Source organism: Pseudomonas sp. 20P_3.2_Bac5 (assembly GCF_025466035.1).
Classification (GTDB): domain Bacteria; phylum Pseudomonadota; class Gammaproteobacteria; order Pseudomonadales; family Pseudomonadaceae; genus Aquipseudomonas.
Genome location: NZ_JANLOA010000016.1, coordinates 53,354 through 76,973, shown reverse-complemented (window position 1 = coordinate 76,973; position 23,620 = coordinate 53,354). Strand labels below are relative to the sequence as shown.

General features: G+C 62.5%; 21 protein-coding genes and 1 pseudogene. 11 read left to right on the top strand and 11 right to left on the bottom strand.

Translation table 11 applies throughout. From position 1 onward, the window contains the following. Positions 1-3: 3 nt before the first annotated feature. The gene (gene hisF, locus NTD88_RS02845) at positions 4-774 is read left to right on the top strand and encodes an imidazole glycerol phosphate synthase subunit HisF (RefSeq protein ID WP_262153821.1); all 771 of its coding nucleotides are present in this window, start codon (positions 4-6) and stop codon (positions 772-774) included. Between the two features lie 100 nt (positions 775-874). Beyond that, the gene (locus tag NTD88_RS02840; protein WP_262153820.1) at positions 875-1,603 is read left to right on the top strand and encodes a substrate-binding periplasmic protein; all 729 of its coding nucleotides are present in this window, start codon (positions 875-877) and stop codon (positions 1,601-1,603) included. Here the strand turns inward: NTD88_RS02840 and NTD88_RS02835 are convergent. The 4 genes from NTD88_RS02835 to gpmI all read right to left on the bottom strand — a co-directional run bounded on the left by NTD88_RS02835 (position 1,594) and on the right by gpmI (position 6,762). Beyond that, a complete protein-coding gene (locus tag NTD88_RS02835; RefSeq protein ID WP_262153819.1) occupies positions 1,594-2,361 on the bottom strand; it encodes a divergent polysaccharide deacetylase family protein in 768 nt (255 codons plus the stop codon). The genes NTD88_RS02840 and NTD88_RS02835 overlap by 10 nt on opposite strands. After that, on the bottom strand, positions 2,361-3,695 hold the full coding sequence (locus NTD88_RS02830; RefSeq protein ID WP_095155796.1) for a S41 family peptidase: 1,335 nt from the start codon (positions 3,693-3,695) through the stop codon (positions 2,361-2,363). The genes NTD88_RS02835 and NTD88_RS02830 overlap by 1 nt, the downstream gene beginning before the upstream one ends. Before the next feature lie 89 nt (positions 3,696-3,784). Beyond that, the gene (locus NTD88_RS02825) at positions 3,785-5,083 is read right to left on the bottom strand and encodes a murein hydrolase activator EnvC family protein (RefSeq protein WP_262153818.1); all 1,299 of its coding nucleotides are present in this window, start codon (positions 5,081-5,083) and stop codon (positions 3,785-3,787) included. A gap of 143 nt (positions 5,084-5,226) precedes the next feature. After that, positions 5,227-6,762, bottom strand: a complete 1,536-nt coding sequence (gene gpmI / locus NTD88_RS02820; protein WP_262153816.1) for a 2,3-bisphosphoglycerate-independent phosphoglycerate mutase — start codon at positions 6,760-6,762, stop codon at positions 5,227-5,229. A gap of 205 nt (positions 6,763-6,967) precedes the next feature. Between gpmI and NTD88_RS02815 the strand changes: the two genes are divergently transcribed. The 3 genes from NTD88_RS02815 to secB are packed head-to-tail and all read left to right on the top strand — an operon-like array spanning position 6,968 to position 8,169. Next, positions 6,968-7,384: a rhodanese-like domain-containing protein gene (locus tag NTD88_RS02815; protein ID WP_095155799.1), complete on the top strand. Its 417-nt coding sequence runs from the start codon at positions 6,968-6,970 to the stop codon at positions 7,382-7,384. A gap of 1 nt (position 7,385) precedes the next feature. Continuing rightward, the gene (gene grxC, locus NTD88_RS02810; protein ID WP_095155800.1) at positions 7,386-7,640 is read left to right on the top strand and encodes a glutaredoxin 3; all 255 of its coding nucleotides are present in this window, start codon (positions 7,386-7,388) and stop codon (positions 7,638-7,640) included. A 40-nt stretch (positions 7,641-7,680) separates the two neighbouring features. After that, positions 7,681-8,169, top strand: coding sequence for a protein-export chaperone SecB (gene secB / locus NTD88_RS02805; protein WP_095155801.1), 489 nt, complete (start codon positions 7,681-7,683; stop codon positions 8,167-8,169). Between the two features lie 70 nt (positions 8,170-8,239). On the opposite strand, the gene trmL is transcribed toward secB, so the two are convergent. Further along, positions 8,240-8,695 (bottom strand): tRNA (uridine(34)/cytosine(34)/5-carboxymethylaminomethyluridine(34)-2'-O)-methyltransferase TrmL, encoded by a 456-nt coding sequence (gene trmL / locus NTD88_RS02800; protein WP_095155802.1) that lies wholly within the window; start codon positions 8,693-8,695, stop codon positions 8,240-8,242. On the opposite strand from trmL, the gene NTD88_RS02795 reads away from it, so the two are divergent. Beyond that, a complete protein-coding gene (locus NTD88_RS02795) occupies positions 8,694-9,134 on the top strand; it encodes a hypothetical protein (protein ID WP_095155803.1) in 441 nt (146 codons plus the stop codon). The genes trmL and NTD88_RS02795 overlap by 2 nt on opposite strands. A 294-nt stretch (positions 9,135-9,428) precedes the next feature. Here NTD88_RS02795 and ntrC read toward each other — a convergent pair whose 3' ends face one another. From ntrC to glnA, 5 genes and pseudogenes are all read right to left on the bottom strand, one after another. Further along, positions 9,429-10,865 (bottom strand): nitrogen regulation protein NR(I), encoded by a 1,437-nt coding sequence (ntrC, locus tag NTD88_RS02790; protein ID WP_095155804.1) that lies wholly within the window; start codon positions 10,863-10,865, stop codon positions 9,429-9,431. Further along, complete coding sequence (glnL, locus tag NTD88_RS02785; RefSeq protein ID WP_095155805.1) at positions 10,862-11,947, bottom strand: nitrogen regulation protein NR(II); 1,086 nt, start codon at positions 11,945-11,947, stop codon at positions 10,862-10,864. The genes ntrC and glnL overlap by 4 nt, the downstream gene beginning before the upstream one ends. Positions 11,948-12,202: 255 nt before the next feature. Beyond that, positions 12,203-12,730 carry a gamma subclass chorismate mutase AroQ gene (gene aroQ / locus NTD88_RS02780; protein ID WP_262129945.1) on the bottom strand — a complete coding sequence of 176 codons (528 nt, stop codon included), beginning with the start codon at positions 12,728-12,730 and terminating at the stop codon, positions 12,203-12,205. Continuing rightward, a pseudogene (locus tag NTD88_RS02775) lies at positions 12,719-13,123 on the bottom strand (cupin domain-containing protein); the annotation flags it as partial. The gene aroQ and the pseudogene NTD88_RS02775, both read right to left, overlap by 12 nt. Positions 13,124-13,348: 225 nt before the next feature. Then, a complete protein-coding gene (glnA, locus tag NTD88_RS02770; protein ID WP_095155806.1) occupies positions 13,349-14,755 on the bottom strand; it encodes a type I glutamate--ammonia ligase in 1,407 nt (468 codons plus the stop codon). 329 nt (positions 14,756-15,084) lie between these two features. Here glnA and thiI point away from each other — a divergent pair, with 329 nt between their 5' ends. Together thiI and typA are read left to right on the top strand one after the other, a co-directional pair. Then, positions 15,085-16,539 carry a tRNA uracil 4-sulfurtransferase ThiI gene (gene thiI, locus NTD88_RS02765; RefSeq protein ID WP_262153815.1) on the top strand — a complete coding sequence of 485 codons (1,455 nt, stop codon included), beginning with the start codon at positions 15,085-15,087 and terminating at the stop codon, positions 16,537-16,539. Positions 16,540-16,668: 129 nt separating this feature from the next. Continuing rightward, positions 16,669-18,492, top strand: a complete 1,824-nt coding sequence (gene typA / locus NTD88_RS02760) for a translational GTPase TypA (protein WP_262153814.1) — start codon at positions 16,669-16,671, stop codon at positions 18,490-18,492. 230 nt (positions 18,493-18,722) lie between these two features. Here the strand turns inward: typA and NTD88_RS02755 are convergent, their stop codons facing one another. Continuing rightward, positions 18,723-19,127, bottom strand: coding sequence for a YkgJ family cysteine cluster protein (locus NTD88_RS02755; protein ID WP_262153813.1), 405 nt, complete (start codon positions 19,125-19,127; stop codon positions 18,723-18,725). Positions 19,128-19,338: 211 nt separating this feature from the next. Between NTD88_RS02755 and NTD88_RS02750 the strand changes: the two genes are divergently transcribed. The 3 genes from NTD88_RS02750 to NTD88_RS02740 all read left to right on the top strand — a co-directional run bounded on the left by NTD88_RS02750 (position 19,339) and on the right by NTD88_RS02740 (position 23,545). After that, positions 19,339-21,789, top strand: coding sequence for a glycogen/starch/alpha-glucan phosphorylase (locus NTD88_RS02750; RefSeq protein ID WP_262153812.1), 2,451 nt, complete (start codon positions 19,339-19,341; stop codon positions 21,787-21,789). Between the two features lie 141 nt (positions 21,790-21,930). Continuing rightward, entirely contained in the window at positions 21,931-22,941 is a 1,011-nt protein-coding gene (locus tag NTD88_RS02745) for a class 1 fructose-bisphosphatase (RefSeq protein WP_095155811.1), read from the top strand. Between the two features lie 7 nt (positions 22,942-22,948). Beyond that, on the top strand, positions 22,949-23,545 hold the full coding sequence (locus NTD88_RS02740; protein WP_175652859.1) for a DUF924 family protein: 597 nt from the start codon (positions 22,949-22,951) through the stop codon (positions 23,543-23,545). The last annotated feature ends 75 nt before the right edge of the window (positions 23,546-23,620 follow it).

The window sequence follows — 23,620 nt, the reverse complement described above, 5'->3', positions numbered from 1 at the left end:
GCCATGGCCCTGGCCAAACGCATCATCCCTTGCCTGGACGTGGACAACGGCCGGGTCGTGAAGGGCGTCAAGTTCGAGAACATCCGTGACGCCGGCGACCCGGTGGAAATCGCCCGTCGCTACGACGAGCAGGGTGCCGACGAAATCACCTTCCTCGACATCACCGCCAGCGTCGATGGCCGTGACACCACGCTGCACACCGTCGAGCGCATGGCCAGCCAGGTGTTTATCCCGCTGACCGTGGGCGGCGGCGTGCGCACCGTGCAGGACATCCGCAACCTGCTCAATGCCGGTGCCGACAAGGTGTCGATCAATACCGCGGCGGTATTCAACCCGGAGTTCGTTGGCGAAGCGGCAGCGCATTTCGGCTCGCAGTGCATCGTCGTGGCGATCGACGCCAAGAAGGTTTCCGGCCCGGGCGAATCGCCGCGCTGGGAGATCTTCACCCACGGCGGCCGCAAGCCAACCGGGCTGGACGCGGTGGAGTGGGCGAAGAAGATGGAAGGCCTGGGGGCTGGTGAAATTTTGCTCACCAGCATGGACCAGGACGGCATGAAGAGCGGCTTCGACCTCGGCGTCACCCGGGCCATCAGCGACGCGCTGGGTATCCCGGTAATCGCGTCCGGTGGGGTGGGCAACCTGCAGCACCTGGCTGACGGCATCCTTGAAGGTCATGCCAGCGCAGTATTGGCGGCGAGTATTTTCCACTTCGGCGAGTACACCGTGCCGGAGGCCAAGGCTTATATGGCGCAGCGCGGGATTGTTGTTCGCTGATATTTAGTAGCCCATCGCGAGCAAGCTCGCTCCTATAGGGTCCGAGCGACTAACTGTAGGAGCGAGCTTGCTCGCGATAGCTAATCTCCAGGCCTCTCGAATGCTCACTCGACTCCTGTTCCTCCTCTCCCTCGCAACCACAGCCCAGGCCACCGAACCTCTGGTCCTGCTCACCGAAAACTTCCCGCCCTACAACATGTCCACCGACGGCAAGAGCTTCGCGCGCGAGCCGGAAATCCAGGGCATCGCTGCCGATCTGGTGCGGGAGATGTTCCGCCGCGCGGAAGTCCCCTATAGCATGACCCTGCGCTTCCCCTGGACGCGGGTGTATCAGCAGGCCAGGGACACCCCCAACCACGGCGTTTTCGTCATGGCCCGCCAGCCGGACCGCGAGAACCTGTTCAAGTGGGTCGGCCCGTTGGGCCCGGATGACTGGGTGCTGCTGGCGAGTCAGGGCAGCAAGATCCAGCTGGATAATCTGCAACAGGCCAAGGGCCTGCGCATCGGCGCCTACAAGGGCGATGCGATTGCCGAAAGCCTGTCCAAGAGCGGCCTCAAACCGGTGCTGGTCCTGCGTGATCAGGACAACGCCCGGAAGCTCTCCAGCGGCGAAATCGATCTCTGGGCCACCGGCGACCCCGCTGGCCGCTACCTCGCCCGGCAGATCGGCATGACCGCGTTCAAGACGGTACTGCGCTTCAACGGCTCCCAGTTGTACCTGGCGCTGAACAAGCAGGTGCCGGATGAGGTGGTGAAAAAGCTGCAGGATAGCCTGGAGCAGATGCGCGAAGAAGGCTTCGTCGACGCGACCTTCGCCCGCTACCTGTAGATCCCGCCTTTGCCGTGCGCCGGCATGGCGCGGTTGCTGCGCTCGGCGATCATCTGGCGCAGTTCGATCAGTTCCACGCCCTGAGCCTTGAGCCGCGGCAGTTCGCGTTCCAGCACCTCAAGCGTCTGTGGATAAGGGTGACCGATCACCACCGCGGTGCCCTGCCGGCGTGCCAGTTCCACCGCCAGGCGCAACTGCCCGGCAATGGCTTCGCTGGTGCGCACATCATCCAGGAACACATCCCGCGATACGCTGGCCAGCCCCTGCGTTTGCGCCTTGGCCGCCGCCACGGTGGCGGCGCTGGTGCGGCTGTCGACGAAGAACAGATCCCGGCGTTGCAACTCGCCCATCAACCAGGCCATGGCTTCCGGTTGCGCGGTCATGCGGCTGCCCATGTGGTTGTTGAGGCCGGCGGCGTAAGGCACCCGCAGCAGAGCGGCATTCAGGCGTTTTTCCAGTTCCGGCAGCGGCGTGCCGGGGTGCCAGGCGTAAGGTCCGGTCGCCGGGTCCATGGGCATATGCAGAATCACCGTGCGTCCGGCGTGGTGGGCCTGGCGGGCGAAGTCGGTGGCGTGGGGCGTGTCCGGCATGATCGCCATGGTGACGGGGCCGGGGAGGGCGAGGGTGCGGGAATCGCGGTCAGGGCTTTGGCCGAGGTCATCAATGATGACGCTCAGATAAGCCCGCTGCGGCTGGGCCGGCGCCGCAAAGGCGGCGCCGGTCAGCAGGCAGAGCAGGGTGAAGAGGAACGCGCGCATCACTTGTCGCGGGTGATGCTCAGGCCCTTGAGCAGGCTGAGGGCCTGGCTGAGCTGGTAGTCATCGTCCTGCGGACGCGCTTTCTTGCCCGTCTTGCCAGCCGTCGCCTTGCTAGTCGAAGGCCGGTCGGCGCCGCCGTTGCCGTTGCCGAGGTGGCCCTGCAGGTCGGCTTCCTTGAAGTTTTCGGTGTCCTGCTCGCTGGTGATCTTCGCCTGGCGCACTTCGATGTCCGGGACGATGCCCTGGGCCTGGATCGAGCGGCCGTTGGGCGTGTAGTACAGCGCGGTGGTGATCTTCAGCGCGCGGTCGTTGTTCAGCGGCAGCACGGTTTGCACCGAGCCCTTGCCGAAGCTGTCGGTGCCCATCAGCACGCCGCGTTTCTGGTCTTGCAGGGCGCCGGCGACAATCTCCGAAGCCGAGGCGCTGCCGCCGTTGATCAGTACCACCAGCGGCACGCCTTCGCTGGCGTCGGCCGGGTCGGCGGAGAAGCGCAGCTCGGAGTTGGCGATGCGGCCCTTGGTGTAGACGATCAGGCCCTTGGTCAGGAAGTGGTCGGCCACTTCGACCGCCGATTGCAGGACGCCGCCAGGGTTGTTGCGCAGGTCGAGGACCACGCCGCTGAGCTTCTTGCCGTTGTCCTTGCGCAGCTTGGCCAGCGCCTTGCCGACTTCCTCGCCGGTCTTGACCTGGAACTGGGTGATGCGGATGTAGCCGTAGCCGTCTTCGAGCAGCTGGCTCTTGACGCTCTTGACCTGGATGACCGCGCGGGCAATGGTCACGTCGAATGGCGTGCCGCCGTCGCGGACCAGGGTCAGGGTGATCTTCTCGCCGATCTTGCCGCGCATCTTGTCGACGGCTTCGGTCATGGTCTGGCCGCGGGTCGGCTGGCCGTTGATCTTGACGATCAGGTCGCCCGCCTCGATGCCGGCGCGGGAGGCCGGGGTGTCGTCGATGGGCGAGACCACCTTGACAAAGCCGTCTTCCATGCCGACTTCGATGCCGAGGCCGCCGAATTCGCCGCTGGTGCTTTCCTGCAGCTCCTGGAAGTCTTCCGGGCCGAGGTAGGCGGAGTGCGGATCGAGGTTGCTGAGCATGCCCTTGATGGCATTTTCCAGCAGGGTCTTGTCATCCACCGGTTCGACATAGGCCGCCTTGATGCGGTCCAGGACCTCGGCGAAGGTGCGCAGCTCGTCCAGCGGCAGCGGAGCCTTGGCGGTGACCGTCGTCGGTGCGACCGCCGCCGGCTTGGCGGGCTCGGCCGCGAAGGCCAGGGACGCGCCACTGATCAGGGCAACGGCCAGGGCCAGCGAGGTAAGGCGAGGCGAATGCAGCATGTCGAACGAACTCCTGATCCTGTGTGTGCCCCGTATGGAGCATCGCGTCAGCCGCCAGGCGGCCAGCGCGTGAAATAGAGAGGCGAGGCCTATCCCTGGCCACGGCACCATTGCGTCGGGTCGGTCGGCCGACCCTGCTGGCGGATGGCGAAGTACAACGCCGGGGTGCTCTGGCCACCGCTGTTGCCAACGGTGGAGATCGCCTCGCCGGCCTTGACGATGTCGCCGGCATCCTTGAGCAAGGTCTGGTTGTGACCGTACAGACTGAGGTAACCGTTACCGTGGTCGAGAATGACCAGAAGTCCGGCCCCGCGCAACCAGTCGGCGAACACCACGCGCCCGCCGTGCACTGCATGAACCTGGCTACCGGCCGAAGCGCTGATCATCACGCCGTCCCACTTGGCCCGGGCATCATCGCCCCGGGTTTCGCCGAAGCGCGCCAACAGTCGACCATTGACCGGCCAGGGAAGTTTGCCCTGTGCCGCAGAAAAAGCGCCGCCGTACACTGCGCCGTCGCTGGAAACCAGCGGGCCAGGCGTACTTTTCGGCTTTTTCGGGGTGTCATCCTTGGTGTCGCGGGTGGCCAGGGCGGCCTCCTGCTGGCGCTTCTTCTCGGCTTCCTGCGCCGCCAGCAGCGCGCGCTGACGGGCTTCCTCGGCTTCGCGGGCCTGGCGGGCGAGGGTTTCTTCGATGGTCTTGAGCACGCGGCCCAGCTCGGCCTGGTCTTGCTGGCGGGCGGCGAGCTTCTGGTCGTTGTCTTTCAGGGTGCCGTTGAGCTTGGCGAGGATTTCCTGGCGCTCGGCGCGGGTCTTTTCCAGGTCCTGGCGCTGGGCGTCGAGGGTGCCTTGCTGGACCAGCAACTGCGCCTGCTGGTGGGCGATGTCTTTTTCGACATTGGCCAGTTGGCGCAGGGTTTCGTTGAAGGCACGCAACTGCGCCAGGCGGGCCTGGCTCAGGTAGTCGTAATAGGTCAGGGTGCGGGCGAATTTTTCCGGGTTCTGCTGGTTGAGCAGCAGCTTCAGGTATTCCTCGCGGCCGTTGTTCTGGTAGGCGGAGCGGGCCTGGATAGCGATCAGGCGTTGTTGTTCAGTGCGGGCGGACTGGAGGTTTTTCTTTTCAGTGTCGAGGCGCTCCAGTTCGCCCTCGGTCTTTTTTAGTTCTTTTTGCAGGTCCTCCACCTGCTTCTCCAGCTTGCCGATGTCGGTTTCGGTGCCGCGCAGGTCTTTCTGCACGCCGGATTTCTCCTCCTGCAGTTGCCCGAGTTTTTTCTTCAGCTCGGCGATGTCCTGGCGCGTGGCGTCCAGTTGCTGCTGGGTTTGCGCGCGCTCGTCGGCGAAGGCCGGGCCGAGCAGGCAGGTCAAGGCGATAAGGATCAGGGCGCGAAGCATGGAATGGCGATAACCAGGGGATGGAGACTGGCCTAGTATGCCCGCCGTTGACGCCAAAAAAAACGCCCCGAAGCAACTGCTTTGGGGCGTTTGTCCGGAATTCCGCTGATCTTCGGGCCGCTTCGCGAGGCAGGCCCTCAGGTTCAGGCTTTGACGAGAATCGACGTCCCGGTCATTTCCTTCGGAATTTCCAGCCCCATCAGCGTCAGCATGGTCGGCGCCACGTCGGCCAGCACGCCGCCTTCGCGGACCTTCAGGTCACGCTTGCCGTAATAGATGAACGGCACCGGCTCGGTGGTGTGCGCGGTGTGCGCCTGGCCGGTGCACTCGTCTTCCATCTGCTCGACGTTGCCGTGGTCGGCAGTGATCAGGGCTTCGCCACCGACCTTGTCCAGCGCCTCGACAATGCGACCGACGCAGCCGTCCAGCGCCTCGACGGCCTTGACCGCCGCGTCGAACACGCCGGTGTGACCGACCATGTCGCCGTTGGCGTAGTTGACCACGATCACGTCGTAGCGCTGCTGCTCGATAGCCTCGACGATGCGGTCGGTGACTTCCGGTGCGCTCATTTCCGGCTGCAGGTCATAGGTGGCGACCTTCGGCGACGGGATCAGGATGCGCTCTTCGCCTTCGAACGGCTCTTCGCGACCACCGGAGAAGAAGAAGGTGACGTGGGCGTATTTCTCGGTTTCGGCGATGCGCAGTTGGGTCTTGCCGTTCTTCGCCAGGTACTCGCCCAGCACGTTTTCCAGGCTGCTAGGCGCGAAGGCGGCCGGCGCGGCGATTTTCGCCGAGTACTGGGTCAGGCCGATGTAGGCGGCCATTTTCGGCAGGCGGGCGCGGGGGAATTCGTTGAACTCGGGTTCGACGAACGCGCGGGACAGCTCGCGGGCGCGGTCGGCGCGGAAGTTCATGAAGATCACGGCGTCGCCGTCTTCGACCTTCACGGCGTCGCCGATGCGGGTGGCTTTGACGAACTCGTCGCTCTCGCCACGGGCGTAGGCCGCTTCCAGGCCGGCAACGGCGCTGTCGGCGCTGTACTCGGCGGCGCTGTCGACGATCAGGTTGTAGGCGGCGCTGACACGGTCCCAGCGGTTGTCGCGGTCCATGGCGAAGTAGCGGCCGATCAGGCTGGCGATGCGGCCCTTGCCCAGCTTGGCGAAGGCGGCGTCGAGCAGCGCGATGGAGGATTGTGCGCTTTTCGGCGGGGTGTCGCGGCCGTCGAGGAAGGCGTGCAGGTAGATGCGCTCGGCACCCTGCTGGGCGGCCAGTTCGGCCATGGCGACCAAGTGATCCTGATGACTGTGGACGCCGCCGTCGGAAAGCAGGCCGAGGATGTGCACGGCCTTGCCGGCACCGACCGCCTTGTCCACCGCGCCGGTGAGCACGGGATTCTTGAAGAACTCGCCGTCGCGGATAGCCTTGGTCACCCGGGTGAAGTCCTGGTACACGACCCGGCCGGCGCCGAGGTTCATGTGGCCGACTTCGGAGTTGCCCATCTGTCCGTCGGGCAGGCCGACATCCATGCCGGAGCCCGAGATCAAGCCATGCGGCTGGTTGGCGCGCAGGCGATCGTAGACGGGTGTGTTGGCGGCAAAGATGGCGTTGTACTCGGGGCTTTCGCTGTGACCGAAACCATCCAGGATGATCAGGACCAAAGGCTTGGGCGTGCTCGTCATCAAAATCTACTCACGGTTGTAGATGAGAAAGACCCGCATTTTAGGGCAAATTGGCCAGCCTTGACGAATTCCGCGTATTGGCGTCCCGACGGACAGTACCGGGAAGGTGAGAATTGCTGTCGACAACAGGGTCAAGCAGGCTTTGGCGGCCCATGGCTGCTGTGTATACTGGCCGACATTTTTAACGGCCCGGAACACCCTCCCAATGGTTGCTCACCTGATTGAATTCGCAACAAATCACTACCTGCTGGTTGCCATCTTCGCCGTTCTGCTGGTTTTGCTGATCGTCACCGAAGCACGCAAGGGCGGCCGCAGCCTGAGCAATGGCGAACTGACCGCACTGGTCAATGGCGACAAGGGCCTGGTGATCGACATCCGTTCGACCAAGGAATATTCCGCAGGCCACATCGTCGGCGCCGTGAACATCCCGCAGGACAAGTTCGCCGCCCGCATCGGCGAGCTGGAAAAGCACAAGGCGAACAAGACCCTGATCGTGGTCGACAACATGGGCCAGCACGCCGGCGCCATCTGCCGCGACCTGCTCAAGGCCGGTTTCACTGCCGCCAAGTTGTCCGGTGGTGTGTCGAGCTGGAAAGCCGACAACCTGCCGCTGGTGAAGTGACATGACCCAGGTCACCGTGTACTCCAGCGATTACTGCCCCTATTGCATCCGCGCCAAGCAGCTGCTGGCGAGCAAAGGGGTGGACTTCGAAGAAATCAAGGTCGACGGCAAGCCTCAGGTACGCGCGCAAATGGCCCAGAAAGCCGGCCGTACCTCGGTGCCGCAGATCTGGATCGGCGGCGCCCATGTCGGTGGTTGTGATGACCTCTATGCGCTGGAGCGCGCCGGCAAGCTGGATGCGCTGCTCAACGCTTGAATCCAAAACCCTCTAAAGACCCTGCAAAGAAGGATCTGCCATGACTGAGCAACAGACCAACGGCGCCTCGGCTGCCGAAGATAGCGCACCACAATTCTCCCTGCAGCGCATCTATGTGCGTGACCTGTCGTTCGAAGCGCCGAAAAGCCCGGCGATCTTCCGTCAGCAGTGGGAGCCGAGCGTTGCCCTGGACCTGAACACCAAGCAGAAAGGCCTGGAAGGCGACTTCCACGAAGTCGTGCTGACCCTGTCGGTTACCGTGAAAAACGGCGACGAAGTTGCCTTCATCGCTGAAGTGCAGCAGGCCGGTATCTTCCTGATCAAGAACCTCGACGGTGCGTCCTTGAGCCACACCCTCGGCGCGTTCTGCCCGAACATCCTGTTCCCGTACGCTCGCGAAGCGCTGGACAGCCTGGTGACCCGTGGTTCGTTCCCGGCGCTGATGCTGTCCCCGGTGAACTTCGACGCCCTGTACGCGCAAGAAATGCAGCGCATGCAGGAAGCTGGCGAGGCGCCTTCGCTGCAATAAGCGATGGTCTTGCTGGAATGAAAAAGCGCCTTTGAAGGCGCTTTTTTGTTTTGAGGCCGAACCGTCGCGATCAGACGAAACCTTGCTGCCGCCAGGCCTCGTAAACAGCCACGGCGACCGTATTGGACAGATTCAAACTCCGGCACCCCGGCCGCATCGGCAACCGCAGGCGCTGGCCGCTTTCCAGCGCATCCAGCACCTCCGCTGGCAGCCCGCGGCTCTCCGGCCCGAACAGGAACGCATCGCCCGGTTCGAAGGCGACTTCGTGAAACGGCTGCGAGCCCTTGGTGGTGAACGCAAACACGCGCGGCTGCCCAAGGCTTTCCAGGCACGACGCCAGGTCGCTGTGGCGCTTGAGGGTGGCGTACTCGTGGTAATCCAGGCCGGCGCGCCGTAACCGCTTGTCGTCCAGTTCGAAGCCCAGCGGCTCGATCAGGTGCAGGTCGCAGCCGCTGTTGGCGCAGAGCCTGATAATGTTGCCGGTATTCGGCGGAATTTCTGGTTGAAAAAGGATCACGTGAAACATGCACGGCTCCGAGTTTAAAGATGACGCGCATTCTACTCCTGACGAACCGGACCCGCGTTCGAAATCCTGGCCGCGGGTGCTGTTTTCCCTGGCGCTGTTCGGAATGCTGGTGGGCCTGATGATCGGTCGCCTGACCGCGCCCGAACCACGGGTGCTGGAGCGTGTGGAGGTGGTCGCTGGCGGGCTGGACCTGTGGTTCAACGAAGAACCCAAGCTGCACGGCGAAATGGTCGAGGGCACCGTGGCGGTGTTGTTCGAAGCGGAAGGGAAGAGCCAGAAGGGCCAGTTGACCTACGACGGTAAGCCGGTGAGCTGGCGGATACGCAAGAGTGATAAGGGGCTGCTGTTGAGCCTGGTGGCGGCCCGTCCACTGCAGGCCCGCTGGGCGGGTGAGTCAGTGGAGGACCGCTGGCGAGTGCAGGTGAGACTGCACGAATAAAAGAGGGGAATCCCCGGCCTGCCTGTACCAAGGTCCCCAAAACTGGAGATGTCTGTATTAATGCAGACGCCGTGCCAACTTCTCGAAACCCTTTGATCGCAAGGGTTTCAGGACGTTTTCGTGGGTGTGGCGGGCGATTCGCGAGGATTTTTGCCTTCAGGCGGTGCGCCGCGGGCTTTTTCGGTTCATCAATGGGGCATTCGTGCCTTCGCCCGGCTGAAACGACCGCGGGGCAGGCCCTCGTCACAGAATCTCTGTGGGAGGTGCCTGCCCCGCGTCGTGTTCAGCGGCGAATCAGGATTCTTCGTCGTCCCCGTCATCCGCGCCATCGACCTTCATGCCCAGCTCCTTGATCTTCCGGGTCAGGGTGTTGCGACCCCAGCCCAGCAGCACGGCGGCATCGCGACGGCGGCCAGCGGTGTGCTTGAGAGCCGTCTCGATCATGATCCGCTCGAAGCTCGGCACGGCGCTGTCGAGCAGGCTCGACTGGCCGCGGGACAACGCCTGGTCGGCCCATTGGCGCAGCGCCTGTTCCCAGTTGGTCACCGGCACCGCGTCCTGCGGCAGGCTCAGCAGCTCCGGCGGCAGGTCGCCGATGTGCACTTCACGGCCGGAGGCCATGACGGTGATCCAGCGGCAGGTGTTCTCCAGTTGCCGCACGTTGCCCGGCCACGGCAGGTTGCGGATGAACTCCTCGGTCTCTGCCTTGAGCAGCTTGGGCTCGACTGACAGCTCCTGAGCCGCGCGGCCCAGGAAGTGGCGGGCCAGGGTCGGGATGTCTTCGCGGCGGTCGGCCAGGCGCGGGATATGGATGCGGATCACGTTCAGGCGGTGGAACAAGTCTTCGCGGAACTTGCCGGCCTGGACCAGGGTTTCCAGGTTCTGGTGGGTCGCGGCGATGATGCGCACATCGACCTTGACCGGCACATGACCACCGACCCGGTAGAACTCGCCATCGGCCAGCACCCGCAGCAGGCGGGTCTGGGTGTCGGCGGGCATGTCACCGATTTCGTCGAGAAACAGGGTGCCGCCGTCGGCCTGTTCGAAGCGGCCGCGGCGCAGGTTGGCGGCGCCGGTGAAGGCGCCTTTTTCATGGCCGAACAGCTCCGATTCCATCAGGTCTTTCGGAATCGCCGCCATGTTCAGGGCAATGAAGGGTGCTGCCGCGCGCGGGCTGTGACGGTGCAGGGCGTGGGCTACCAGCTCTTTACCGGTCCCGGACTCGCCGTTGATCAGCACGGTGATGTTGGAATGGCTCAGGCGACCGATGGCGCGGAACACCTCCTGCATCGCCGGCGCTTCACCGATGATTTCCGGGGTGCGGGTCAGGGTGGGTGCCACGTCACCGCCCTGTTGTTCCTGGGCATGCTGGTTCGCGCGCTTGACCAGCGAGACGGCTTCGTCGACGTCGAACGGCTTGGGCAGGTACTCGAAGGCACCGCCCTGATACGAAGCCACCGCGCTGTCCAGGTCGGAGTGCGCGGTCATGATGATCACCGGGAGCCGCGGGTGCTGCTCGCGAATCTGCGCCAGCAGGTCGAGGCCGCTGGCGCCCGGCATGCGGATATCGGAAATGATCACATCCGGCTGCTGGCGGGCCAGGCGGCTCATGACGCCATCGGCACTGTCGAAGCTTTGGGTGGTCATGCCTTCCTGTTGCAAGGCTTTTTCCAGGACCCAGCGGATGGAACGGTCGTCATCGACGATCCAGACAGTTTCACTACGGCTCATGAGGAAGCGGCTCCTTGTTCCAGTGGCAGGAAGATCGAGAAGGTGGTGTGGCCGGGATGGCTGTCACATTCGATCAGGCCCTGATGCTGGCTGATGATGTTCTGGGTGATGGCCAGGCCCAGCCCGGTGCCGTCCGGGCGGCCGCTGACCATGGGATAGAAGAGGGTGTCCTGGAGTTCCGCGGGGATGCCGGGGCCGTTGTCGATGATCTCGATCTTGGCCACCAGGCGATGGCGGATATGGCCGATGGTGAACTGGCGCATGGCGCGGCTGCGCAGGGTGATGCGGCCCAGGCGCAGTTCGTTCTGCGCGCTGATGGCCTGCATGGCGTTGCGCACGATGTTGAGCACGGCCTGGATCATCTGTTCGCGGTCGATCAGGACGTCCGGCAGGCTCGGGTCGTAGTCGCGCACCAAAGTGATGCCACCCTGGGTTTCGGCCTCGACCAGGCTGCAGACCCGTTCAAGCACTTCGTGGACGTTGGTCAGCGCGAGCATCGGCAGCTTGTTCGAGCCGAGCATGCGGTCCACCAGGTTCCGCAGGCGGTCGGCTTCTTCGATGATGACGTTGGTGTAGTCCTTCAATCCTTCGTCGGGCAGCTCGCGGGCCAGCAACTGTGCTGCGCCGCGGATGCCGCCCAACGGGTTCTTGATTTCGTGGGCCATGCCGCGCACGAGCATCTTGGTGGTTTCCTGCTTGGACAGTTGCGCTTCTTCCTTGGTGATGCGCAGCAGGCGGTCGCGCGGATGCACTTCGAGCAGCAGCAGGGTCCGGCCACTGTTGAGGATCGGCGTGACGGCGTAGTCGACGGTCAGGCTCTGGCCGGTCAGCGAGGTGAGCATGGCTTCGCGCTTGGTGAACGGATGCGCGTGCTCCACGGCCTGGCGCAGGGAGTGCAGGGCTTCGGTCGATTCGGTGAACAGCTCGCTGATGAACTGGCCATGGCTGCGCTGGCCGCTGATGGCCAGGAGCATTTCCGCCGCGGGGTTCATGTACTCAAGGCGCAGTTCGGCGTTGAGCAGGATGGTGGCGGTGGTCAGGTTGTCCAGTAGTAATCGGTGCAGTGCATCGCTGATGGTCATGTGGCGTCTTTGACCTCTTTTGGCACATTTCGGGCCTGGTGCTAGCCAGGGGCGCGGGCGCTGGTATTCCGCTGATGCGAGGAAAATGCAAAAAGCAAACCAAGGCTCCGAAAAGAAGCGGAATCCCCGGAGAATCACCTGAATCTGCCCGAAAAAGGCCTACAAACGCCTGAGCAGGAAGAATTTATGACCCAAATTGGTGTGAAGGGCGTAGGTGCATGCAATTGCACGCACCAATATAGAGCATAGGTGGGGTCAGGGCTGGGGGTTACACAATTGGGCGCTGGCGCGGATCAAGGCAAGGTTGCGTTGCGGGCCAAGCTTGCGCTGTTCGATCAGCCGGGAGGTCATTCGCGGGCAGTGGGCGGGTCGTGCAAGGTCCAGGGCGGCAAGGTTTTCCAGTAACTCGCCTTGCAAGGCGTCCAGGCGCGGGCGTAGCTGAGTGGCCAGGTCCATGCGTGGTATTGACGGCGCGCCGCCCTCGGCGAGCCAGCGTGTCAGCGCGCTGTATTGAAGCAGCTTGTTGGCTTCGATCTGGTCAGCGAAGAAATCATCGACTCGTTGTTCGCTCAGCCCGTGTTGCGCAGCCAGGGAGCGGGCGTTGGCGAGGACTTGGCGTTCACGGGCGGCGGCGTGTACGGGTTGGCCTGTGTCCCATTTGTTCAGTGCGACCGCTTCAGCGAGCTCAAGGCGTTGCTCGATGCTGTCGAGCAGCGCTTGCAGCGCTTCGGTTCCCGGCTCCTGAAATTCCTCGTCCGTTGTGGCGGCCAGCGACAGCGGCATGCTTTCGCTGCCCGCGTAGAACACCATCAGCTCGGCGGGCTGGCTGCCCGTTTTGCCGCGGTGAATGCCATCAACCATCTCCGCCACTGCATCACCGGCTTTCAGGCGTGTCTGCTGTGCGCCGCCTGGCGTTTCGACCAGCAGTTCACCCGATAACAGGTAGGCGGCATTGGGAATCGGGTGGCGGTGCCAGTCGAGGGTGGTGTGGGCCGGAATGCGTATTTTCAGCAGGGTCAGTTCCGGCTGGCCATCGGGATAGCGGGTATAGGGTGAGCCGTCCCATGCCTGGGTGCTGCGCAGGAGTACCCGGGATTCGATACCGGAGTGAGGGGTGGGTGCAGCGCAGGCAACGAGAGGGATAAGCAACGAAAGTAGCGCAAGGAAACGCATCATGCTGATCTCGGTAAAGGGCGAGACAGCATGGGCGAGGCCGTGCAGCGGAACGATCAGAGGGGGCTTATTTTGATGTCTGAAAAGAGCCTTTCAGCGCGAAGCCGTTTTCAATTTTGCAGCACGGCAGCCTCATCACGCGCGCAAAAAAAATGCCCCGGCAAGCCGGAGCATTTTGGGTGAGCGCCAAGGACGGCATTTTCATGCCGCCCTTGTGTCACGCTGGAATCAGCAGCTGTAGTACAGCTCGTATTCCAGTGGGTGTACGAAGGTACGAACCTTGATTTCTTCTTCGGATTTCAGAGCGATGTAGGCATCGATGAAGTCGTCGGAGAACACGCCGCCCTTGGTCAGGAACGCGCGGCCCTTGTCCAGCTCTTCCAGGGCTTCTTTCAGGCTGCCACAAACCTGTGGAATTTCCTTGGCCTCTTCAGGCGGCAGGTCATACAGGTTCTTGTCGGCGGCATCGCCAGGGTGGATCTTGTTCTGGATACCGTCCAGGCCGGCCATCAGCAGTGCTGCGAAGGCCAGGTACGGGTTGGCAGCCGGGTCCGGGAAGCGCGCTTCGATACGGCGGGCTTTCGGGCTGGAAACGTAAGGGATACGGATCGAAGCGGAACGGTTACGAGCCGAGTAGGCCAGCATTACCGGGGCTTCGAAGCCTGGAACCAGACGCTTGTAGGAGTTGGTCGAAGGGTTGGTGAAACCGTTCAGAGCCTTACCGTGCTTGATGATGCCGCCGATGAAGTACAGGGCGGTATCGGACAGGCCGGCATAGCCTTCGCCAGCGAAGGTGTTCTTGCCGTCTTTCCAGATCGACATGTGAACGTGCATGCCCGAGCCGTTGTCGCCGTACAGAGGCTTCGGCATGAAGGTCGCGGTGCGGCCGTAGGCATCGGCAACGTTGTGCACGACGTACTTCAGGGTTTGAACTTCGTCGGCCTTCTTCACCAGGGTGTTGAACTTGACGCCGATTTCGTTCTGGCCGGCAGTCGCCACTTCGTGGTGGTGAACTTCGACGGTCTGACCCATTTCTTCCAGTGCGTTGCACATGGCAGTACGGATTTCGTGGTCATGGTCGAACGGCGGAACAGGGAAGTAGCCGCCTTTGACGCCTGGACGGTGGCCTTTGTTGCCGCCTTCGACGTCCTGGTCGGACATCCAGGAACCTTGCTCGGAGAAGATCTTGAACATCGAGCCGGAGATGTCGGACTTGAACTTCACTTCGTCGAAGATGAAGAACTCTGGCTCTGGACCGGCGAATACGGTGTCACCGATCAGGGTGCTTTTCAGGTGCTCTTCAGCGCGCTTGGCGATCGCACGTGGGTCGCGGTCGTAGCCTTGCATGCTCGAAGGTTCGATGATGTCGCAGACCAGGATCAGGGTCGGCTCTTCGGTGAACGGGTCGAGGACGGCGGTATCGTCAACCGGCATCAGGATCATGTCGGAGGCTTCGATGCCTTTCCAGCCAGCGATGGAGGAACCATCGAACATCTTGCCGACTTCGAAGAAGTCGTCATCCAGCGCATCACGGGCTGGCATGGTCACGTGGTGCTGAGTGCCTTTGGTGTCAGTGAAGCGCAGATCAATCCATTTAACGTCATGATCTTTGATGAGTTGAACCGACTTCGACATAGTGTCCTCCGGGTGGGGTAGAGCTTGCCTGTGCAGCCCTTTAATTTGGGTGATGCCGGGCGCGAATACTCGGCCAAGGCAACCTGCCTCACAAGGGAGCAAATTGCATGCCAGTGCCCCGAAGTGGAATTTTTGCCCCAATCTCAAGCGTTTCAGCCAGTCCTGGCGGATTTCCGGCTTTTTTGTGCACTCTTTAGGCGCGTAAATTTGTCGAGGCGACCCAAAACAGTGCAGCGAAAACCTTCTGTACAAAAGTTGGTCAAACCTTGAGCAATTTCCGCTATAATCCGCGCCCCCCTTTTTCGGCTGGCCACTCGCGCGCTGTTTTCATGAAACTAATCGTCAAAGTCTTCCCAGAAATCACCATCAAGAGCCGGCCGGTTCGCAAGCGTTTCATCCGTCAATTGGCCCGCAACATTCGCACCGTGCTCAAGGACCTCGATCCTGCGCTCGCGGTCGACGGTGTCTGGGACAACCTCGAGGTGGTGACCCGCATCGAAGACGAGAAGGTGCTGCGCGAGATGACCGAGCGCCTGAGCTGCACGCCGGGTATCGCGCATTTCCTGCAGGTTGATGAATACCCGCTGGGCGACTTCGACGATATCGTCGCCAAGTGCAAGGCGCACTTCGGCCACCTGCTGGCCGGCAAGCGCTTCGCCGTGCGCTGCAAGCGCGGCGGCCACCACGACTTCACCTCGATGGACGTCGACCGTTATGTTGGCAGCCAGTTGCGCCAGCAGTGCGGAGCCGCCGGCATCGACCTGCGCACCCCTGAAGTCCAGGTGCGCATCGAGATTCGTGACAAGCGCCTGTACGTGATCCACAACCAGCACAAAGGCATCGGCGGTTACCCGCTGGGCGCGCTGGAGCAGACCCTGGTGCTGATGTCCGGTGGTTTCGACTCCACCGTCGCCGCCTACCAGATGATGCGTCGCGGCCTGATGACCCATTTCTGCTTCTTCAACCTGGGTGGCCGTGCGCACGAGCTGGGCGTGATGGAAGTTGCTCACTACCTCTGGAAGAAATACGGCAGCAGCCAGCGCGTGCTGTTCGTCAGCGTGCCGTTCGAGGAAGTGGTGGGCGAGATCCTCGGCAAGGTCGACAACAGTTATATGGGCGTGACCCTGAAGCGCATGATGCTGCGCGCCGCCAGCAACATCGCCGACCGCCTGCAGATCGATGCACTGGTGACCGGCGAGGCGATTTCCCAGGTGTCGAGCCAGACCCTGCCGAACCTCGCCGTGATCGACTCGGCCACCGAGAAGCTGGTACTGCGCCCGCTGCTGGCCAGCCACAAGCAAGACATCATCGACCAGGCCTACGAAATCGGCACCGCCGAATTCGCCAAGCACATGCCCGAGTATTGCGGCGTGATTTCGGTGAACCCGACTACCTGCGCCAAGCGTCACCGTGTCGACCACGAAGAGAAGCAGTTCGACATGGTCGTGCTGGAGCGCGCCCTGGAGCGTGCTCGCCTGGTCTCGATCGACAACGTGATCGATGAACTTGGCCAGGATATCCAGATCGAAGAAGTCAGCCAGGCGCTGGCCGGGCACGTGGTGATCGATATTCGTCACCCCGACGCCCAGGAAGACCAGCCCCTGGAACTGGACGGCATCGAGGTCCAGGCCTTGCCGTTCTATGCCCTCAACAGTCGCTTCAAGGAACTGGATGCTACGCGCCAGTACCTGCTGTATTGCGACAAGGGTGTGATGAGCCGGCTGCACGCTCACCACTTGCTGAGTGAGGGACATGCCAATGTGCGCGTTTATCGTCCGACATAAGACGCCCGGGCTGTATGGCGGCAGTATCCGCCACCGCCCTCCCGACCGACGGGTCCGCTGAGCGCCGTTCATTCATATTCGCCACCTAGACTGGGTGGCAACCCGAATCCTCTGATCGAGATACACCACGTGATCGAAAATCTGCGCAACATCGCCATCATTGCCCACGTTGACCATGGTAAAACCACCCTGGTTGACAAACTCCTGCGTCAGTCCGGCACTCTGGAGCGTAACGAGCTCAACGACGAGCGCGTCATGGACTCCAATGACCAGGAAAAAGAGCGCGGCATTACCATTCTGGCGAAGAACACCGCCATCAACTGGAATGGCTACCACATCAACATCGTCGACACCCCCGGCCACGCCGACTTCGGCGGTGAAGTAGAGCGCGTGATGTCGATGGTCGACTCCGTACTGCTGCTGGTCGACGCTCAAGACGGCCCGATGCCGCAAACCCGCTTCGTGACCAAGAAGGCCTTCGAAGCCGGTCTGAAGCCGATCGTCGTGATCAACAAGGTTGACCGTCCGGGCGCGCGTCCTGACTGGGTTCTGGACCAGATCTTCGACCTGTTCGACAACCTCGGTGCCACCGACGACCAACTGGACTTCCAGGTGGTGTACGCCTCGGCCCTGAACGGCATTGCCGGTCTGGACCACACCGCAATGGGCGAAGACATGACTGCCCTGTACCAGGCGGTCATCGACCACGTTCCAGCGCCAGCTGTTGACCGTGACGGCCCGTTCCAGATGCAGATCTCCGCTCTGGACTACAACAGCTTCCTGGGTGTTATCGGTGTTGGCCGTATTGCCCGTGGTCGCGTCAAGCCGAACACCCCGGTTGTTGCCATCGACGCTGACGGCAAGAAGCGTAACGGCCGTATCCTCAAGCTGATGGGCCACCACGGCCTGCACCGCGTCGACGTCGAAGAAGCCCTGGCTGGCGACATCGTCTGCATCAGCGGTTTCGACGAGCTGTTCATCTCCGACACCCTGTGCTCCCCTGATGCCGTTGAGGCGATGAAGCCGCTGACCGTCGACGAGCCTACCGTTTCGATGACCTTCCAGGTCAACGACTCGCCGTTCTGCGGCAAGGAAGGCAAGTTCGTCACCAGCCGTAACATCAAAGACCGTCTGGACAAAGAGCTGCTGTACAACGTTGCCCTGCGCGTTGAAGAAACCGACTCCCCAGACAAGTTCAAGGTCTCGGGCCGTGGCGAGCTGCACCTCTCGGTACTGATCGAAACCATGCGTCGCGAAGGCTTCGAACTGGCCCTGGGCCGTCCGGAAGTGATCATCCGTGAAGTGGACGGCGTGAAGCAGGAACCGTTCGAAAACGTCACCATCGACATCCCTGAAGAGTCCCAGGGCAAGGTCATGGAAGAGATGGGCCTGCGTAAAGGCGACCTGACCAACATGGTCCCGGATGGCAAGGGCCGTGTACGCCTGGAATACAACATCCCGGCCCGTGGTCTGATCGGTTTCCGTAACCAGTTCCTGACCCTGACCAACGGTGCAGGCATCCTGACTTCGATCTTCGATCGCTACGACACCGTGAAGTCCGGCCACATGTCCGGCCGTCAGAACGGCGTACTGGTTTCGGTTGAAACCGGCAAAGCCCTCACCTACTCGCTGGAAACCCTGCAGGCGCGCGGCAAGCTGTTCGTCGAGCACGGTCAAGAGGTCTACAACGGCCAGATCGTCGGCCAGAACAGCCGCGACAACGACCTGGGCGTCAACCCTACCAAGGGCAAGAAGCTCGACAACATGCGTGCTTCGGGTAAAGACGAAGTCATCGCCCTGGTTCCGCCTGTTCGCTTCACCCTGGAACAGGCCCTGGAATACATCCAGGAAGACGAGCTGTGTGAAGTGACGCCTAAGTCCATCCGTCTTCGCAAGAAGATCCTGGACGAAAGCGAGCGTACCCGCGCTGCGAAGAAAGCCAAGGCCAACTAAGCCTGGCTTGAAATGAAAACGCCCCCGGTCGAAAGGCCGGGGGCGTTTTTGTTTCCGCTGTTTATTGCCAGGCTCAGAGCACTGTAGGAGCGAGCTCGCTCGCGAAGGACCGCAAGGCGGTCCCAAAACCATTCAGCACGAGCCGCAGTCAATCCAGCATCTGATGTAACAGGATTTGGGACCGCTGTGCGGTCCTTCGCGAGCAAGCTCGCTCCTACAAGGAGTAGGGGTTAGCGCTGCATCGGCTTCGGCTTGTACGCGCAATACCCCGGACGCGGCCCGATCTTCGGGTGGTTGCGGCAGGTGTCCGGGCGTTTGTCATAAATGGTGCACAGCCGGCTTTTACGATCCAGATAAAGGCAGTCGTCGTTGCTCATGCGGGCCAGGGTGAAAATTCCGGACTTCTGGTTGAAGCGCTCCACAATGCCTTCTTTTTGCAAGCGCTTGGCGATGTTCTTCGGCGGCTCGCCGATTTCGAACTCGTCCACCACGCCAATGCGGATCAAGTCCTTGAGCTTGGCCTCCACCGGCAGGGTGCAGCAGGTGGACATGCAGCTACCGCACATGTGGCTGGCGTATTTCTGCCACGTCTCGAGACGGTCAAGCTCGGCGGCGGCGATCAGGGTCGGTTTCATCAGGGATCAGGCATATAGGTATAGGAAGGCGCGCGATCATACCGGAGTTGATCAATTTGTGAACAACCAATTGCGCGACAGCCGTCGGCCGGTCCCGCTCTTGCATCTCCTTTTCCCATGAAAGGTGCGAACCAGCGCCTACGCACTGTGTCGAACCGTCTAGGCTGTCAAATCTCCATCCGCAATCGTCATATTTGCCCGAGGACGTCGCATGTCTCAGGAACAGAACGCTCGTGACGCAGAGGTGGCCGCTTTTCGCACCGCTGTGCTGGACAAACTGACCTATGCGGTCGGCAAAGACCCCGAACACGCCTTCGACCACGACTGGTTCGAAGCCATCGCCCTGGCTGCCAGGGACCACATGGTCGATCACTGGATGGACCACACCCGCCAGATCTACCGCAAGAGCCAGAAGCGGGTCTATTACCTCTCCCTCGAATTCCTGATCGGCCGTCTGCTCTACGACAGCCTGAGCAATCTCGGCCTGTTGGACGTCGCCCGCGAGGCGCTGGAAGGCCTCGATGTCGACCTTGAGCGCATCCGCCTGCTGGAGCCGGATGCGGCGCTGGGCAACGGCGGCCTGGGCCGGCTGGCGGCGTGCTTCATGGAAAGCATGTCGACCCTCGGCATCGCCGCCCACGGCTACGGCATCCGCTACGAGCACGGCCTGTTTCGTCAGGCGGTGGTCGATGGCTGGCAGCAGGAGCAGACCGAGAACTGGCTGGATTTCGGTAACCCGTGGGAGTTCGAGCGGGCCGAGGTGATCTACCCGATCAGCTTCGGCGGCCGGGTCGAAACCGTGCACGCCGGCGACGGCGAGCCGCGTCAGGTCTGGTGGCCGGCGGAAACGGTACGCGCGGTGGCGTATGACACGCCGGTGGTGGGCTGGCGCGGTTCCAGCGTCAACACCCTGCGCCTGTGGCGTGCGCGGGCGCTGGAGGAGCTGCACCTGGAACGCTTCAACGCCGGCGACCACCTCGGCGCCGTGGCTGAAGTCGCCCGGGCCGAGAGCATCTCCCGCGTGCTGTACCCGGCCGACAGCACCGAGGCCGGCCAGGAGCTGCGCCTGCGCCAGGAATATTTCTTCGTCTCGGCCTCGCTGCAAGACCTGCTGCGCCGCCACCTGAACATGCACGACACCCTGCTCAACCTGCCCGAACAGGCGGCCATCCAGCTCAATGACACTCACCCTTCGATTGCCGTGGCCGAACTGATGCGGCTGCTGGTCGACCAGCACGAAGTGCCGTGGGATACCGCCTGGAAAGTGACCGTGGACACCCTGGCCTACACCAACCACACCTTGCTGCCGGAGGCTCTGGAAACCTGGCCCGTGGGCCTGATGGAACGCATGCTGCCGCGGCACATGCAGATCATCTACCTGATCAACGCCTTCCATATCGACGCGCTGCGGGCTAAAGGCATCCACGATTTCGACGTGCTGCGCGCGGTATCGCTGATCGAGGAAGACAACGGCCGCCGGGTACGCATGGGTAACCTGGCGTTCCTCGGTTCCCACAGCATCAACGGCGTGTCGGCGCTGCACACCAAGCTGATGCGCAGCACGGTGTTCGCCGAGCTGCACAAGCTCTACCCGGACCGCATCAACAACAAGACCAACGGCATCACCTTCCGCCGTTGGCTGTACCAGGCCAACCCGCGGCTCACTGGCATGCTGGTGGATGCCCTGGGCAAGGAGCTGCTGGACGACCCGGAAACCTTGCTGCGCGGGCTGGAACCGTTCGCCGACAAACCGGCGTTCCGCAAGAAATTCGCCGAGCAGCGCCTGCACAGCAAGCGCGTGCTGGCGAGCCTGATCCAGGAGCGGGTGGGGATTACCGTCAACCCCGAAGCGATGTTCGATGTGCAGGTCAAGCGCATCCACGAATACAAGCGCCAGTTGCTCAACCTGATGCATACCGTGGCCCTGTACCAGGCGATTCGCGCCGAGCCGGGCACCGACTGGGTGCCGCGGGTGAAAATTTTCGCCGGCAAGGCGGCCGCCAGTTATCACCAGGCCAAGTTGATCATCAAGCTGGCCAACGACATCGCCAAGGTGGTCAACAACGACCCGACCGTGCGCGGCCTGCTCAAGGTGGTGTTCCTGCCCAACTACAACGTCAGCCTGGCGGAAAGCATCATCCCGGCGGCGGACCTCTCCGAGCAGATTTCCACCGCGGGCTATGAGGCCTCCGGCACCAGCAACATGAAGTTCGGCCTCAACGGCGCGCTGACCATCGGCACCCTCGACGGCGCCAACGTGGAAATGTGCGAGCAGGTGGGCGCCGACCACATGTTCATCTTCGGTCTTACCGCCCAGCAGGTGGAAGCGCGCAAGCGCAGCGGCGATTTCGGCGCCGGGGCTGCGCTGGGTGCTTCGCACCGGCTCAACGATGTGCTGCAGGCGATCCGTGGCGGGGTGTTCTCGCCGGACGATCCGGCGCGTTATGTCGGGCTGGTTGACTCGCTGGTGACCTACGACCGCTTCCTGCTCTGCGCCGATTTCGACGCCTACTGGGAAGCCCAGCGGCGGGTCGACGAGCTCTGGCACGAGCCCAATCGCTGGTGGCGCTCGGCGGTGCTCAATACCGCGCGGATGGGCTGGTTCTCCTCGGACCGGACAATCCGCGAATACGCCCGTGAAATCTGGACCGCGCTGGAGTGACCAGCGCCAACCCGGCGGACGGCATGAACTCGCGGGCCGATGTGCCGTCTGATCGGGCAAGCATGTCCTGGTGCTCGCCCGCGCTTCACTCTCCCTGTAAACTGCGTGGGTTTTTCTCTCCCCATTCCTTCGGAGCTATACATGTCCCGCGTTACCCTGAGTCGCTATCTGATTGAGCAGACCCGTAGCAACAGCACCCCTGCCGATCTGCGCTTCCTCATCGAAGTGGTGGCGCGCGCATGCAAGGAAATCAGCCACAACGTGTCCAAAGGCGCCCTGGGCGGCGTGTTGGGCAGCATGGGCACTGAAAACGTGCAGGGCGAAGTCCAGAAGAAACTGGACGTGATCTCCAACGACATCCTGCTTGAAGCCAACGAATGGGGCGGCCACCTGGCCGGCATGGCGTCCGAAGAAATGGACAATGCCTACCAGATCCCCGGCAAATACCCGAAAGGCGCCTACCTGCTGGTGTTCGACCCGCTGGACGGCTCGTCGAACATCGACGTCAACGTCTCCGTCGGCACCATCTTCTCGGTACTGCGTTGCCCGAACGAGTACCTGAGTCAGAACGAAAGCCTGAACGAAAAGGCCTTCCTGCAGCCAGGCACTGAGCAGGTCGCCGCCGGCTACGCGATCTACGGTCCGCAGACCATGCTGATCCTGACCCTGGGCAACGGCGTCAAAGGCTTCACCCTGGACCGCGAACTGGGCAGCTTCGTCCTGACCCACGAGAACATCAAGGTTCCGGAAACCACCGCCGAATTCGCCATCAACATGTCCAACCAGCGCCACTGGGAAGCCCCGGTCAAGCGTTACGTCGGCGAGCTGCTGGACGGTGAGACCGGCCCGCTGAAGAAAAACTACAACATGCGCTGGATCGCCTCGATGGTTGCCGACGTGCACCGCATCCTGACCCGCGGCGGCCTGTTCATGTACCCGCGCGATGCTCGCGAGCCTTCCAAGCCGGGCAAACTGCGCCTGATGTACGAAGCCAACCCGATGTCCTTCATCATCGAACAGGCCGGCGGCGCTTCCACCGACGGCAAACAGCGCATCCTCGACATCCAGCCGGAGAGCCTGCACCAGCGCGTGGCGGTGTTCCTCGGTTCGAAAGAGGAAGTCGAGCGCGTTACCGGTTATCACCAGGAGTAAACAGGTCATGCTCGCACCTTGGCAGCCGTTGCTGGAGTGGTGGTTCGGTTGGGGCACCAGCCCGCAGGCCGTGGCTGACGAGAAGAGCACGCTATGGTTCGGCAGGCAGCACGATGCCGAGGCGCAAGAGCGCTTCGGCGACCTGGTCGAGCAGGCGTTGGCCGGCGGTCTGGACGAGTGGCTGCAAAGCCCGCAGGGCTGGCTTGGCCTGGTCCTGTTGCTGGACCAGTTGCCGCGCATGATCCACCGCGACACGCCGCGCGCCTTCGATGGCGACCGGCGTGCCCAGGTGCTGGTTATGCAGGGTCTGGACCGCGCCTGGGACTATCAACTGCTGCCGATCCAGCGGGTGTTCATCCTGCTGGTGCTGGAGCATGCCGAAGTACTCGACTGGCAGAACATCAGCGTCGAGCGCTACCGGGCCTTGCTCTCGGGCCAGCCGGCCGAGCATCAGCGGTTGTTCGAAGGTTTCCTCGACTATGCCGAGCAGCACCAGCGGGTGATTGCCCGGTTCGGGCGCTTCCCGCACCGCAACCTGCTGCTGGGGCGGCCGAGTACCAGTGAGGAAATGGATTTTCTGCTGGAGCCTGGGTCCAGGTTCTGATCTGAATCCTGATGCCAGTCAGTTAGGCCAGTTGGGGCCTTCGCGCCGAACCGTCGCGAAGGGATTACCCCGAAG